Annotated in this window: 10 protein-coding genes; 6 read left to right on the top strand and 4 right to left on the bottom strand. The window is 53.5% G+C overall.

Features of this window, described 5'->3' with window-relative positions:
• Positions 1-56: 56 nt before the first annotated feature.
• Positions 57-3,587 carry an indolepyruvate ferredoxin oxidoreductase family protein gene (locus HZS79_RS04945; RefSeq protein WP_179927218.1) on the bottom strand — a complete coding sequence of 1,177 codons (3,531 nt, stop codon included), beginning with the start codon at positions 3,585-3,587 and terminating at the stop codon, positions 57-59.
• Between the two features lie 177 nt (positions 3,588-3,764).
• Between HZS79_RS04945 and HZS79_RS04950 the strand changes: the two genes are divergently transcribed.
• The 3 genes from HZS79_RS04950 (at position 3,765) to HZS79_RS04960 (ending at position 6,243) form a co-directional block, all read left to right on the top strand.
• Entirely contained in the window at positions 3,765-4,247 is a 483-nt protein-coding gene (locus tag HZS79_RS04950; RefSeq protein ID WP_038479138.1) for an Lrp/AsnC family transcriptional regulator, read from the top strand.
• Between the two features lie 274 nt (positions 4,248-4,521).
• Positions 4,522-5,577: a TRAP transporter substrate-binding protein gene (locus HZS79_RS04955; protein ID WP_179927219.1), complete on the top strand. Its 1,056-nt coding sequence runs from the start codon at positions 4,522-4,524 to the stop codon at positions 5,575-5,577.
• A 204-nt stretch (positions 5,578-5,781) separates the two neighbouring features.
• Positions 5,782-6,243, top strand: coding sequence for a hypothetical protein (locus HZS79_RS04960; RefSeq protein WP_179927220.1), 462 nt, complete (start codon positions 5,782-5,784; stop codon positions 6,241-6,243).
• A 110-nt stretch (positions 6,244-6,353) separates the two neighbouring features.
• Here HZS79_RS04960 and HZS79_RS04965 read toward each other — a convergent pair whose 3' ends face one another.
• From HZS79_RS04965 to HZS79_RS04975, 3 genes are all read right to left on the bottom strand, one after another.
• Complete coding sequence (locus tag HZS79_RS04965; protein WP_162216956.1) at positions 6,354-7,814, bottom strand: sodium-dependent transporter; 1,461 nt, start codon at positions 7,812-7,814, stop codon at positions 6,354-6,356.
• A gap of 390 nt (positions 7,815-8,204) precedes the next feature.
• Entirely contained in the window at positions 8,205-9,767 is a 1,563-nt protein-coding gene (locus HZS79_RS04970; protein ID WP_162216955.1) for a sigma-54-dependent transcriptional regulator, read from the bottom strand.
• A gap of 84 nt (positions 9,768-9,851) precedes the next feature.
• The gene (locus HZS79_RS04975; RefSeq protein ID WP_162216954.1) at positions 9,852-10,328 is read right to left on the bottom strand and encodes an Lrp/AsnC family transcriptional regulator; all 477 of its coding nucleotides are present in this window, start codon (positions 10,326-10,328) and stop codon (positions 9,852-9,854) included.
• A gap of 129 nt (positions 10,329-10,457) precedes the next feature.
• On the opposite strand from HZS79_RS04975, the gene hppD reads away from it, so the two are divergent.
• The 3 genes from hppD (at position 10,458) to HZS79_RS04990 (ending at position 13,967) form a co-directional block, all read left to right on the top strand.
• Entirely contained in the window at positions 10,458-11,564 is a 1,107-nt protein-coding gene (hppD, locus tag HZS79_RS04980; protein WP_162216953.1) for a 4-hydroxyphenylpyruvate dioxygenase, read from the top strand.
• A gap of 28 nt (positions 11,565-11,592) precedes the next feature.
• On the top strand, positions 11,593-11,958 hold the full coding sequence (locus tag HZS79_RS04985) for a Rieske 2Fe-2S domain-containing protein (protein ID WP_179927221.1): 366 nt from the start codon (positions 11,593-11,595) through the stop codon (positions 11,956-11,958).
• Between the two features lie 431 nt (positions 11,959-12,389).
• The gene (locus tag HZS79_RS04990) at positions 12,390-13,967 is read left to right on the top strand and encodes a pyridoxal phosphate-dependent decarboxylase family protein (RefSeq protein ID WP_179927222.1); all 1,578 of its coding nucleotides are present in this window, start codon (positions 12,390-12,392) and stop codon (positions 13,965-13,967) included.
• Positions 13,968-13,971 lie beyond the last annotated feature (4 nt).

The following is a 13,971-nucleotide window of genomic DNA, read 5'->3' on the forward strand; positions in this document are numbered from 1 at the left end:
TCTACCTAGCAAAAGGCCACGCATTGCGTGGCCTTTTTTACCTATATTGAGTTGCCTTAAGCAGCTTCGACAGCGATGGTCTTCGAGCGACCTTCACGTAGTTCCTTCAACAACGTCTCACGGCGCTCGTTGGCTTTCTCAGCGGCAGTTTCGCGGACTGGCCCGAAACCACGAATCTCTTCCGGCAGCTTAGCAAGCGCTAAGGCCGTGGCGTGATTCGTGCCATCAAGACGAGTCACTAACTCATCAATCAACTGCTCGTAGTCAGCCAATAAGGCGCGGTCGAGCTTACGATCAGCGCTAAAGCGGAAAGGATCAAGCGCGGTATTGCGCAAACCGCGCATCTTGGCCAACGCGCCCATTGCCTTCAGCACCCAGGGACCGAAGCGGCGTTTCACCGGACGCCCTTGCGCATCTTTACGACCACCCAGCAGCGGCGGTGCCAAATGGAAGGTTAACCGGTAATCACCCGAGAATGTTGCTTTAACCTCATCCAGAAAATCGCTCTGGGTGTAAAGGCGCGCTACTTCATACTCATCTTTATACGCCATCAAGCGATAGAGCTGATGGGCGACGGTTTCACTCAACGATTGGCCACCGTTTAGCGCGGCTTCTGCTTCACGCACTTTCGTTACCTGGGTAACGTAACGCTCAGCCCAGGCACGGTTCTGATAGCGCTCCAGGTGGCGACTATTACGCGCAACCACGTCGTCCAGTGTGGCATTCGCGGACAGCGGCATCGTGTCCAAATGCTGCTGAAGGTAGTCGGGCTCCACTGCTGCCAAGCGGCCCCAGGCAAATGCCTGACGGTTCTTTTCCACGGCGACGCCGTTAAGCTCCAGAGCACGCTGCAGCGCAGGTTCAGAAAGCGGCACCAGCCCCTGCTGCCAGGCAAACCCGAGCATCATCATATTGGAAAATACCGTATCGCCTAGCAGCTGTTCAGCTAGGCGATTGGCATCCAGAGACGCAAAGCGTGCGTCTCCTACCGCTTCACGCAGCATGTTAAGGCGCTTACTGGGCTGCATATCCGCATCGCGATAAAGGACATAATCCGCCGTGGCTAGCTCGGCCAGATTCGCCACGATACGGGTGGTCGGCTGCAGCACATTCAGCGCCTTCTGCGAACTGGCCACGACCATATCGCAAGCGATCATCGCATCGGCCTGACCGGCTTCGATGCGTACCTGATTCAGTTCACTGGGCTGAGATGCCAGACGCACATAGCTAAGGACTGCCCCGCCTTTTTGCGCAAACCCCATGAAGTCGAGCACGCTGCTGCCCTTTCCTTCCAGGTGTGCTGCCATGGTGATCAACTGCCCAACGGTCACCACGCCTGTGCCACCAACGCCCCCCACCAGTAAGTCATAAGGGGACGTCAAAGGGGCAATGGCAGGGTTAGGCAAATGCGATATACGTTGCCAAAAGGCGTTATCGGCAGCGACCCCTTGGCCTTTACGCAGCCCGCCACCTTCAACAGTGACAAAACTGGGGCAAAAACCACTGACGCAGGACATGTCCTTATTGCAGGACGACTGATCGATTTTGCGCTTACGACCTAGTTCGGTCTCGCGAGGCACCACCGATAAACAGTTGGACTGTACGGAGCAATCACCACAACCTTCACAAACATGATGGTTAATGAATACTCGGCGGGCAGGGTCTTCCATCAAACCACGCTTGCGCCGACGGCGTTTTTCAGCCGCGCATGCCTGGTCATAAATCAACACGGTGCAGCCAGGAATTTCGCGCAGTTCACGTTGTAGCGTATCCATCTCTTCGCGGCCGTGAAAGGTAACTCCCTGAGGGAATTCCTTTTCATGCCCCCGGTACTTCTCCGGTTCGTCACTGACCACCATGACTCGGCGAACACCCTCATCCAGCGATTGCCGGGCAATCATGGGCACGTTGATTTGCCCATCCACGGGTTGGCCGCCCGTCATGGCAACCGCGTCGTTGAACAGAATTTTGTAGGTAATATTGACGTTGGCAGCCACTGCCTGGCGCACCGCCATGGAGCCCGAGTGAAACCAGGTGCCTTCGCCTAAGTTCTGGAAAATATGGCCATTGCCGGTAAAGCGGCTCTTGCCCACCCAGTTAACGCCTTCGCCACCCATCTGAATTAACGATTCGGTGCTGCGGTCCATCCACGAGGCCATAAAGTGGCAACCGATCCCCGCCAGGGCTTTACTGCCTTCAGGAACCTTGGTCGAGCTGTTGTGTGGGCAACCAGAGCAGAAATACGGCATGCGGCGTACACCACCAAGCTCTTTAACGCCTGCCTGACAAGCATCAACGGTTGCCAGCTTGTCGCTAAAATCAATCTTGAAAAAGCGCGCTAAACGCTCGGCGACAAAGCCTGCCAAGAGGCGCGGACCCAGCTCTCCAACAAAGGGAATCAGCGGTTTGCCAGTTTCATCCTGCTTGCCGGTAACGATGACCTCGCCTGGATGGTCGGGTTCCGACATGTATTCCTTCAACTGGCTTTCAATAATGCCGCGCTTCTCTTCAATGACCAGCACTTCGCGCTTGCCATGAATAAACTCAAGAATACCGGGGCGATGGAGCGGCCACACCATCCCGACCTTGTATATTTCCACCCCCAATTCACGCAGCTTCGCTTCATCCAGCCCCAATAAACGCAGCGCCTCAAGTAAATCCAGGTGGCCCTTGCCTGTGGTAACCAGCCCAAACGTCGCCTGTTCTTGGCGAAATAAATACTGATCAATCGGGTTGGCCGTGGCAAACGCCTGAACGGCGGCCAGCTTGTGCTCAAGACGGGTCTCAAGCTGCGGCCCCGGCAGGTCAGGCCAGCGATAGTGCAGCCCGCCTTCCGGCATTTCGAAATCCGGCGTTACATACTCAGGCAAAGGTGGCACGTCCACCGATGCGCCGCTCTCTACGGTTTCAGAAACGGCTTTGAAACCCACCCAGCAACCCGAGAAGCGTGACAGTGCATAGCCCCACAGCCCAAAGCGTTCATATTCCGCCAATGACGCGGGACTCACCACCGGCATGAACCACGCCATAAAGGCGACATCCGACTGGTGTGGCATTGAGGACGACACACACCCATGGTCATCACCCGCGACCACCAGCACACCGCCAGTCGGTGAGCTGCCGTAGGCATTACCGTGCTTTAACGCGTCGCCCGCACGATCAACGCCTGGCCCTTTGCCGTACCACATACCGAAGACACCATCGACCTGCCGCTCAGGGTCCGTTTCCACCTGCTGGCAACCAAGCATCATGGTGGCGGCCAGGTCTTCGTTGATCGCAGGGACAAAATCGATGTGATGCGCTTCCATAGCGGCTTTCGCCCGCCAAATCTCTTGGTCTACACCGCCCAAGGGCGAGCCACGATAGCCACTGATGAGCCCTGCCGTATGGCGGCCATCGCGACGATCAAGCTCGGCTTGGCGTAAGGCGATGCGCACCAATGCCTGGGTGCCAGTCAGAAAAACACGGCCTTCTCCGCGGGTATAGCGGTCAGCCAGTGCATAGTCATCAAGAGCAGCGTTATCGAGTGCAGCATCGAGAGGCGGGGTAATAGAACCCGCCTGCTCAGTGACTGAGGGGGTTGTCATGATAGATCACCAGTACGGTTGAAGAGTTATGGTTGTAATACGCTTGAGTCTAGCCAAGAGCGCACTAAAGGTGCTTGCTAATTCACTCTTCAAAAGCCTGGTTATTAATCATTACTTTCATTTTTTTTGTTTTGACGCAATGATATTCAGCAAACCACAAATAAATGAAATGGCACTATGAAAGAAGCAACCAAAGAAATCACCTTAGACAGGCATGATCAGCGCATTCTTACCCTGCTTCAGCAACAGGGGCGCATTACCAACAATGAGCTCGCCGAACAGATCGGGCTTTCCCCCGCTGCCTGTTGGCGACGCGTAAAGGCCTTGGAAGAGAGTGGTGTTATCCGCCGCTTTGCGGCGTTGGTGGAGCCCAGCCTAGTGGGCCAACCACTATCAGCACTGGTCATGGTGACGTTGGTTCGCCACCACATCGACAATACCGTCGAGTTCGAAAATCGCATTCTGCAATATCCAGAAGTGCTGCAGTGCTATGCCACCACCGGCAACGCCGATTTCGTATTGCGAGTAGTGATCGAGGACATGGCGGCTTATGACCGCTTTCTGAATGAAAAATTATTCACCTTGGATGGGATCTCCCAGGTCAGCTCTAATTTCGTGCTACGTAATATCAAAGAAGAGACCGCTATCCCGATTCGTTGAAGCCAGACAAGCGAATTCATGACTGCCAAGCACAGAGAGCTTTATAGGTAGTGCCCAGAGCCTCAAGAATTAAGACTTAAGTCTCAATTCAACCAATCTCAAATTAGTTGCTATTGAAACTATCTAAAGGCATGGTAACCGGTGTGATTTACGCTGCCCAAGAAGGCGCTAATTGCTCGGGGTTAGGCGTTACGAATAACAACGTTACCAACAACAACACAGGCGCTAGGTTTTCGAATAAAAAGCTTATTAGCGCCGGCTCTGGAGTTTTGACATGAAACAATCAGCTCGCTTTCTCGTGGGTGCCATCGCAGCTTCTAGCATGGCATTCAGTATGTCTTCCTTTGCCCAGGCAACGATCACCGTCAGCACGTGGGGCGGGCCTAATCACGGTGTTAATACCATTGTTTGGCCAACCTGGAAGGCATGGATTGAAGAAGCCACGGATGACCGCGTCACGGTGGAAGTGGTGCACGATATGGGACCGCCTCCCGCACAAATGGAGATCGTGGCTGATGGTATTGCGGATGCCAGCTGGATTTTTCACGCCCATATGGCGGGCCGCTTTCTAGCAACTCAGTTACCTGAATTCCCTACGTTTGAGGAATTCTCTTCAGAAGATGCTTCCGCTGCGTATTGGCATACCCATCAAGAATACTTAAAGCAAGCCAATGAGCACCGTGGCGTAGATGTGGTGGGGATGGGCGTGCATGGCCCAGGTCAAATATTTACCCGTGATCAAATAAGCTCAATCGATGAGCTTGCTGGCAAACGACTGCGCGTTGGCGGCGGAGTGATGAGTGGCTTAGCCGAGGCAATGTCGGTGACCGGTGTTGCCATTCCTCCGACTGGCACCTACGAAGCGGCATCCCAGGGTGTTGTTGACGGTGCGATGCTAACGCTTGAAAGCTTGCGCAGCTTTCGCGTTGCTGAAGTGGCTCCGCACACCCTTACCGTAGACGGCGGTTTCTATCGCGGCAGCTTTGCGATTGTGATGAACCCCATGTTCTGGGACCAAGTGTCGGATGAAGACCGAGTGGCGATTGAGAGCGTATCGGGTGAACGGCTTTCACGCTTATTTGGCTACATGATGGATGTTTCCGACCAGCGCGGCGTTGAATTTGGTGAAGAAAATGGCGCGACCTTTACCCAAGCATCGGAACAAGACATTGATTACCTGCGGGGTGTCACTAGCAACTTGCAGGATGCCTGGAGCGAGTCAGTGAAGAGCCGTGATGTGGACGCACCAGCAGCGCTTGCCTTCTTTCATGAACAGTTAGTCAATGCAGCGGCTGAAGAAAGTATCGCAACGAGTGTTGTTAGTCACTGAGCTGGTAGGTTAACCGCTCTCGCCGCTGCTGATGGGCGGCGAGAGCAGCACTCACAGTCTGATGACGCCATACCAGCAGCGACTTCTCTACCATTCCCCTGCCCACCTGTTTCATTTGAAACCAATTTGATCCGCGTCAAGATAGTCCATCTCCCGCCGGTTAATACTGATGTCATCATCAAGAACACCTGAAGGGGAATGACCATGGATACTGCCCAGAACACAGAAACCACCTCTTGGTGGGGACGCCTGACAGAACGCTGCTATGCAACGTCAACCGCGACGCTCGCGCGCAACGTAAAACAGGAAGCAGGCGCTAGCTATGATGCGCTTATCAATGATCTGGAGAGACCGCTAGAACCACGCTTTGAGCAAGCAGTGGCAAAGCAGCTGGCGGCAGGCCAACCGGCGCATTTCCGTCCAGCCAACACCTTGATGCCAGTCATGATGCAGCGCTTTGGGCTTAACGAGAGTGCGCTTGAGAAGAGTGCGCTTGAAGAAGGCGGAGTGATCAATCATGCCGACTATGTTGCACTGCGTGACACCTGCAACGCCTGCGCAGCCGTTGGCGATTGTTGGAAAGCAATGCGAGCCAGTGCCGAGCTTGATGAGTGCCGCCGCTTATGCCCCAACGCAACTGCCTTTGATACCTTAGCGGCACAGTGAAGCGTGTTGATTGATACTCCAGCTCCAGCAACGTATCCCTCTAACACAAAGCGCCCCCATCAACATTGGATGGGAGCGCTTTTTACCTTAGCCTTGTTTCAGCGATGGTTTCAGGAAGCTTGGTGACGCAGTCGCGGGCTAGCGAGTTCTCCCACCACGGTGACAAGCGCCAGCAGCGCCAGTAACCACGGCCACTGAGTACCTACTTGTAGAGTGGCAAGACCCAGCGCATCGATGAAAATTAACACGATGCCTAGTGGGCTAACGTAGCGCACCATAAACAGCCACAGCGTGTGCTGGGTGCGGGTCAGCCCTAGCTCTTCCCTGAATATCTCATTACGCAGCAGGAAGCCTGCCATCAGTGCCATACCTAAACCACCTAGCGGCATCATCCAGCGGGAAGTTAAGTAATCTAACCAGCCAAAGAAGTTTCGCCCAGCCAGCGACCAGTCAGCACCAATGTTGAACGACAGCATGGCCAGGGTGCTCACCAACCACAGCACAATACCTACGCCCCACGATGCCTGTTTACGCGTCATTCCCTTGCTTCCAGTGAGCCAGGCCACTGTCGCCTCGATCATCGAAATCGACGACGTAAGCGCCGCCATCGACAGCATTAAAAAGAACAGAATGCCAAACAACGTGCCAAAGGGCATCGCTTGGAACGCCAGTGGAAGGCTCATGAAAATCAACCCAGGGCCCTCGCCAGGGTTCATTCCGTTAGCGAAAATAATCGGGAAAATAGCCAAACCAGCCATCAGGGCGACAACGGTATCAGCAATGGCCACACTGAATGTCGTGCGCGCAATAGAGTGCCCGTCTGGCAAGTAAGAGCCGTAGGTAAGAATCGCACCGGAGGCCAGCGACAAGGTAAAGAAGGCATGCCCCAGTGCCGCTAATAATCCCTCACTGCTTAACCCTTCGGTATTGAACGAAAACAGGAAAGACCAGGCGTCAGCAAAACCACCAGAGAAAGCACCGTAGCCAATCAGTATGCCTAGCATGATGACCATGCCCGGCATCATCCAACTAACGCTCTTTTCAATGCCCGCTTGTACGCCCTTGCCCACGATGAACATGGTCAGCACCGTCACCAGTGTGCTCCAGGCGCCTAGCGTGAAAGGATTGGCATTATTCGCGGCGAAAATTGCCGTCATGTCATCGACGCTATTGCCCGCCAGTCCGCCGCTCAGCATTTTCCACAGATAAGAGAATGACCAGCCAGCGACCACCACATAGAACGACAGAATCATGAACCCACAGAGCATGGCCATCCAACCGAAGATCGACCAGAAACTACCGCGGCCTGACTCGTGTACCACACGGCGGATAGCATCAATCGGGCTGCCCCTTCCACGGCGGCCAAAGCTGATCTCAGCCATCATAATAGGAACACCTACCGCCAATATGCAGGCCAAATAGACCAGCACAAAAGCGCCACCGCCGAACTCGCCAGTGATGTAAGGAAACTTCCAGATATTACCCAGGCCCACTGCCGAACCAGTGGCTGCCAGTACAAACCCCCAGCGGCCTAGCCACAGCGTTTTTGGGGGCGTCTTTGTCGTTGTCATTGGGAAACCTTATAAATTTATATTGTTTTTAGGCTATTTATTATGAGCAGCTAAAACAGCTAGTTAAGAGCGATTAGCTGCCTATAAAAGCCAACCAACTGCGGTCAACCAGTCATAAAGAGCAATCTATAAAGAGTCTATGGAGATAGCCATAGGGCAGGAATGGGGTTAAATCGCATTCGGCGCGGCACTGCTCGTATAAGCGGAACCCAACCGTAAACTAATCGTTACACTTATAAAAAAATGCCGAAGGGCGGGGACCAGCCGTTGCATTTTCCTGACACCCCGTAAACAAATCGTGACAGTTAATTTGACTGTCATAAGGACTTTTTAAGAATTCTCTTAAGTAGCATCTTGAACGCGGTCTCACCTGCTGTTTCAAGTGCTGTTTCAAATGCTGTCTTGGGCACCAATGCCGTAACGTTTGAGCTTATTGGCAATGGTGGTGTGCGAAACACCCAACCGCTTTCCTAACTGGCGGCTGGAGGGGTACTGCTGATACAGCGTACTTAAGATATTTCTTTCCACCTCGCCCAGCATGTCGCTCAAGCTTCCCTCTAACGGAATACCCGCCATCTCAGAAGACGCTTCGCTGTGAGGAAGGCGCAAATGCACCGGCTCAATGGTCTTCTCTTCACACAGCGACACCGCCTGGAACAGCACATTTTCCAGCTGACGCACATTACCTGGCCAGTCGTAGCGGGTGATTTTTTCAAGCGCAGCGGGCGAAATCTCCGGCAAAGGGCAGCCTATCTGACGCGCCGCACGATCAAGCACATAGGCCGCCAACTCTTCGATGCCGTCCAGGCATTCACGTAAAGGTGGCACCTGTAGCGAAAGCACATTGAGCCGGTGATAAAGATCCAGCCGAAACAGCCCTTCACTACACAGCTGTGGCAGGTTTTGTTGAGTGGCACAGATCACTCTGACATCCAGAAAGGTTTCCTCCTCGCTACCCACACGCCGGAAGCCGCCATCCTGAAGAAAACGCAACAGCTTCGTCTGCAACCGTGAGCTCATTTCGCCGACTTCATCAAGAAAGACCGTGCCGCCTTCGTTAAGCTCAAGAAGGCCAAGCTTGCCTTCCGGCCGAGCGCCCTCGAAGGCACCGGGTGCGTAACCGAAAAGCTCTGTCTCGGCCATTGACTCGGGGAGCCCAGCACAGTTAAGCACCACAAACGGTGCTTGCCCGCGCGGGCTTGCCAAATGGCAAGCGCGGGCCACCAGCTCTTTCCCTGTCCCCGTTTCACCCACAATTAGCAGCGGTGCATCCAGTGGCGCCATGCGACGTGCCTCGTTAATCACGCCCTTTAATCGCGAACTCGACTGAAAGATGGCCTCAAAGCCACGCAGCTCCTGACGCTGCACCTGATAAATACGTGCACCGATACGGTCGGCACGGTGTAACGTCACGACCGCCCCAGCTAATGAGTCTACCTTGGTGTCTTCGGTGTGCAGTGGCGCGATATCGGCAAGATAGGTATCTCCTTTCAGCTTGATCCGCAGCCCATTGATGCGTGAGTTGTTGCGGCGAATCAAATCGGGAAGATCCACTTCGTCAAGATAACGGTCCAACGAGAGCCCTGGCACTTCTTGAACGCGCACTCCCAACACCTGCACAGCGATACGGTTAGCCGCCACAATCCGACCCTGCATATCTATCGACATGACGGGATCAGAAAGCGAGGATAACAGCGCATCCAATTCCAAATGACGGCGCTCACTGGGCATCAAATTAGCGCGCTTAACCCCAAACACGCCGGGAATAGCTTCTAATACCGGCTTAAGCGTCAGTAGCTGCGCATTGAGTAATTTCGGGACATGCAAATAGATGGTATTGCCCTGATCACCCCCGACTTCTCCCCGCGCGACATTAATTCGGTAGTCGGCAAACTGAGCCACTATATCGCGAAGAATGCCGATTCGATTCTGACAGTAAAATTTAAGACGCATAGAACCCTCAGGGCATAAAAAATCACTTACTTAACAAGCCTCTGATTAGGCGTTGCCTGAAAAGTCGGCGATTTCGGACAGAGCCTAGCTACCACTCACCGGCAGTCCCTGCTCCTCTTTCATACTACGCAGTATGATTTCAGAGCGAACCTGGGTGACATTAGGATGAGGCAATAAATGATGATGAATAAAGTCTGAAAACTCGGTGAGGTCCTTGGCGATAACGTGCAATACATAGTCCGCATCCCCCGACACAGAATAAGCCTCACGCACCATGGCGTGCTTCGTCAGTAACGTGACAAAATCATCATCCATGCTCTCACCATGCGCTTTGAGATTCACTCTGGTGATGGCACGCAAGCCAAACCCCAGGCTGGAGGCATCAAGCCTCGCCGAATACCCCTTAATCACCCCTTCGGCTTCTAACCGCGCTTTGCGCCGGGAACACTGAGAGGGAGACAGGCTGACACGCTCCCCCAATTCTGAATTGGTGAGGGCTGAGTTCTTTTGCAGTACTGATAAAATTGCAAGATCATAACGATCTAAAGAAATCCCGTGCATAGAACACTCCAGTTGCGCACAAGCTGTGCGCTATTTGGCGTTATCTTAGGTTAGTTTGCAACCTAATTGCACTGCCTCTTCCCTATACTGAGCTTGTTCACTTACAAGACAATAATAGGAGAGACAGCGATGGGACCTTTTCCTCATGACGCGCCAAAAGTAACCATAAGCGATACAAACCCAGCGGGCACCGATGGTTTTGAATTTGTTGAATTTGCCCATCCTGAGCCGGAAAAATTAGACAGCCTGTTTCGGCAAATGGGCTTCGTTCCCGTTGCCAAACATCGTGACAAGTCAATCACTGTTTATCGTCAGGGTGACATCAACTACCTGCTTAACAGTGAGCCTAACTCCCATGCATCAGCGTTTATTGAAGCGCACGGCCCATGTGCACCGGCAATGGCTTGGCGTGTTGTTGATGCTCAGCATGCCCTAAAACGTGCCGTTGATTTAGGTGCTGAAGAGTTCACTGGCAATAAGTCTATCGACGCACCAGCCGTTATTGGCATTGGCGGTTCGCTGCTTTACTTTATTGATACGTATGGCGAAAAAGGCAGCTGTTACTCAAGCGAGTTTGAGTGGTTAGATGAGGAAGATCCTAAGCCTAAAGGGTTTGGCTTTTACTATCTTGACCACCTCACTCATAACGTTATTCGTGGCAACATGGACACGTGGTATAAGTTTTATCACGATACCTTTAACTTCCGCGAAATACGCTACTTCGATATCACCGGTAAAGTCACCGGCCTTACCAGCCGCGCATTAACGTCTCCCGATGGCAAAATCCGTATCCCGATTAACGAAAGTGCCGACGATCACAGCCAAATTGAAGAGTACTTACGTGAGTATAATGGCGAAGGTATTCAGCACATCGCCATTGCAACGAACGATATTTATACCGGCACTGACTTAATCGCTGACGCGGGGCTTGAATTTATGCCTGGCCCACCGAGCATCTATTATGAAAAATCACTTGAGCGCGTAAAAGATCACCAGGAGCCCCTCGATAAACTTCGCAAGCGCGGCATTCTGATTGATGGCGAAGGCGTTGTGGGCGGTGGTGAAACCAGAATTTTGCTACAGATTTTCTCAAAAACGGTGATTGGTCCGATCTTCTTCGAGTTTATCCAGCGTAAGGGCGACGATGGGTTTGGAGAGGGCAATTTTAAAGCACTTTTTGAATCCATCGAAGAGGATCAAATCAACCGAGGCGTGTTGCAAAGCACTGCTGACTAGTACTGCTAAACAGTAAAAAGGAAACCCTGTGCACGACGCTTGGCGTAACTATGCGAATGCCCCCCAAGAGGGGGCTATTGTTTGTCCTTCTAACCTCATACAAGAAGGTAAAACACACTGCCTGGAAATTATTAGCAGCGGTGGATCTTTCCCTGTCATTGTAACGCGCCTAGAGGGTGCTATTTATTGCTACGTCAATGCCTGCCCCCACCAGTACTTACCTCTAAATTACCGGTCAGAGAGTATCATTTCATCAGATGGGAGCCGTTTGCTATGCAGCGCCCATGGAGCAGCGTTTGATAGTAAAACAGGCAACTGTTTAACGGGCGCCTTCGATAAACTTGACGCAATACCGGTGTTTGAAGACCAAGAAAGTAATGTATGCATTGGTTAAACTGATATTAAATTAAACTCTTTTAATTTTCTTAACTGATGAAACGGCTTGCCTAATGCCGTTTATTAGCTACGCCCCTGCTAAATCACCTCTGTTCTGCCAGTATTACAGCTTCCTCCCCCTCTCTAGCAATTATCAATTAACACCTACTCGCGATGGCCAGGCAGGCGTCTTCTGACGCCTATAAATCGCGACACTCATTTGCCCTCCTTTTCCTCGTTAGATACTGGTGTCTGCCACCTCACAAAAAAATTGCCTCTGTCGGTTCAGAAAGCGGCGGCTGATACGTCGTTTGTTATGAGAAAAATGTAATGATTATCATTTCATTAAATTTACTGGCGTTGCTAACACTCAGCACCACAGAGAGATGCAATCAATAGCTACCGGCGAACCTGCTGCTTTGCAGCGCAACGGATAAACGGGATGACACCATGACGACAAAGGTTCTAGACGAGAGCAAGCCCCTCAGCAGCGCATTCGCCCCGCTGGCAACAAACCAACTGTTCAGTGCCCGCCATTCAGAAGCCTATTGGCAACAGGCCACCCGTTGCATCGACTTAGTAAGACGCAAGGTAGCTCAAGTAGACCGCCCCTTTACCGGCGCTCGCCCAGAAGAGCTGCGCGGATTGTTCCAAGCCGTCGATCTTGACGCCCCGCTTGGCAGCCTGGAGCCTGCTCTGCAAGAGTTGTCACGGCTCTACTTGGATGATGCCGTTTACTTCCACCACCCTCGCTACGTGGCACACCTCAACTGCCCCGTTGTGCTACCAGGCATCCTCGCCGAGGCGATTCTCTCACCAATCAACTCTTCTCTGGACACCTGGGATCAGAGCGCCGGAGGCACCTTCGTCGAGCAGTCGCTCATCGACTGGACAGCTGCCCGAATCGGCCTGGGCCAGGACGCCGATGGCGTCTTCACCAGTGGTGGTACCCAATCGAACCTGATGGCGTTGATGATTGCCCGAGACCATTACGGAGCGTCTCTTGAGGGGCATGGCGGCAATAAGCATGAGGGCCTGTCGGCAGACTTTCGGCGGCTGCGCATTCTCGGCTCGGAGGTCAGTCACTTTAGCTTGCAGAAATCAGCGGCGATCCTCGGGCTTGGCTATCAGGCGGTGATGCCGGTGGCTTGCGACGACCACTACCGTATGAGCCCCGAGTCCCTCAAGACGCGCCTAGAAGAGTGCGTGGCGATGAACCTGATTCCTATCGCCGTAGTCGCCACTGCTGGCACCACCGACTTCGGCAGCATCGACCCCCTTGAGGAGGTCGCCGCACTTTGCCGGGAGCATGGTATCTGGCTACACGTGGATGCCGCCTACGGCGGTGGGCTGCTGTGCTCGCGACGCTACCGTCACCGTTTAGCGGGCATCGAGCACGCCGACTCGGTCACCATCGACTATCACAAAACCTTCTTTCAACCAGTGAGCTGCAGCGCTTTCCTGGTTCGGCGACGCAGCGACCTGCGCCACGTCACCTACCACGCTGACTACCTCAACCCACGCTGCCAAGCCGAGGCCGGCACCCCAGACCAGGTCAACAAGAGTCTGCAGACGACCAAGCGCTTTGATGCCCTAAAGCCATGGCTGACCCTGCGCATCATGGGCGCCGATGCGCTGGGCGAGATGTTCGAGCGGGTCATCGATTTGGCCAGCGAAGTCCATGACGAGCTAGTCCGCCACCCAGACTTCGAGGTGCTGCTCGATCCTCCCATGAGCACCGTGGTGTTCCGTTACCGCCCCGCGAGCCTGCAGGAAGTAGAACGACATGAACCAGAACGACACGAAACAGAGCTAGACGAGCTCAACACCCACGTGCGCTCGACACTGTCCCGCAACGGCGAAGCGGTAATTGCCGCCACTCGCGTCGGAGGGCGGCTTTATCTCAAGTTCACCCTACTCAACCCGGATACCAGTCTCAAAGATCTGGTGGCCATCATCGAGCGCATCTCTCACCACGGCCAAGCATGGTGCGATGCCCAGACGCCAACCCGCGCAGTTGCTTCCTGACTCC

This window comes from Vreelandella zhaodongensis (assembly GCF_013415115.1).
GTDB lineage: Bacteria > Pseudomonadota > Gammaproteobacteria > Pseudomonadales > Halomonadaceae > Vreelandella > Vreelandella zhaodongensis.

Excerpts from the sequence above, each read along its gene's own strand:
- hppD (WP_162216953.1), top strand. The coding sequence starts at position 10,458 with ATGGGACCTTTTCCTCATGACGCGCCAAAAGTAACCATAAGCGATACA.
- HZS79_RS04945 (WP_179927218.1), bottom strand. The coding sequence starts at position 3,587 with ATGACAACCCCCTCAGTCACTGAGCAGGCGGGTTCTATTACCCCGCCT.
- HZS79_RS04975 (WP_162216954.1), bottom strand. The coding sequence starts at position 10,328 with ATGCACGGGATTTCTTTAGATCGTTATGATCTTGCAATTTTATCAGTA.
- HZS79_RS04960 (WP_179927220.1), top strand. The coding sequence starts at position 5,782 with ATGGATACTGCCCAGAACACAGAAACCACCTCTTGGTGGGGACGCCTG.
- HZS79_RS04955 (WP_179927219.1), top strand. The coding sequence starts at position 4,522 with ATGAAACAATCAGCTCGCTTTCTCGTGGGTGCCATCGCAGCTTCTAGC.
- HZS79_RS04990 (WP_179927222.1), top strand. The coding sequence starts at position 12,390 with ATGACGACAAAGGTTCTAGACGAGAGCAAGCCCCTCAGCAGCGCATTC.
- HZS79_RS04970 (WP_162216955.1), bottom strand. The coding sequence starts at position 9,767 with ATGCGTCTTAAATTTTACTGTCAGAATCGAATCGGCATTCTTCGCGAT.
- HZS79_RS04950 (WP_038479138.1), top strand. The coding sequence starts at position 3,765 with ATGAAAGAAGCAACCAAAGAAATCACCTTAGACAGGCATGATCAGCGC.
- HZS79_RS04965 (WP_162216956.1), bottom strand. The coding sequence starts at position 7,814 with ATGACAACGACAAAGACGCCCCCAAAAACGCTGTGGCTAGGCCGCTGG.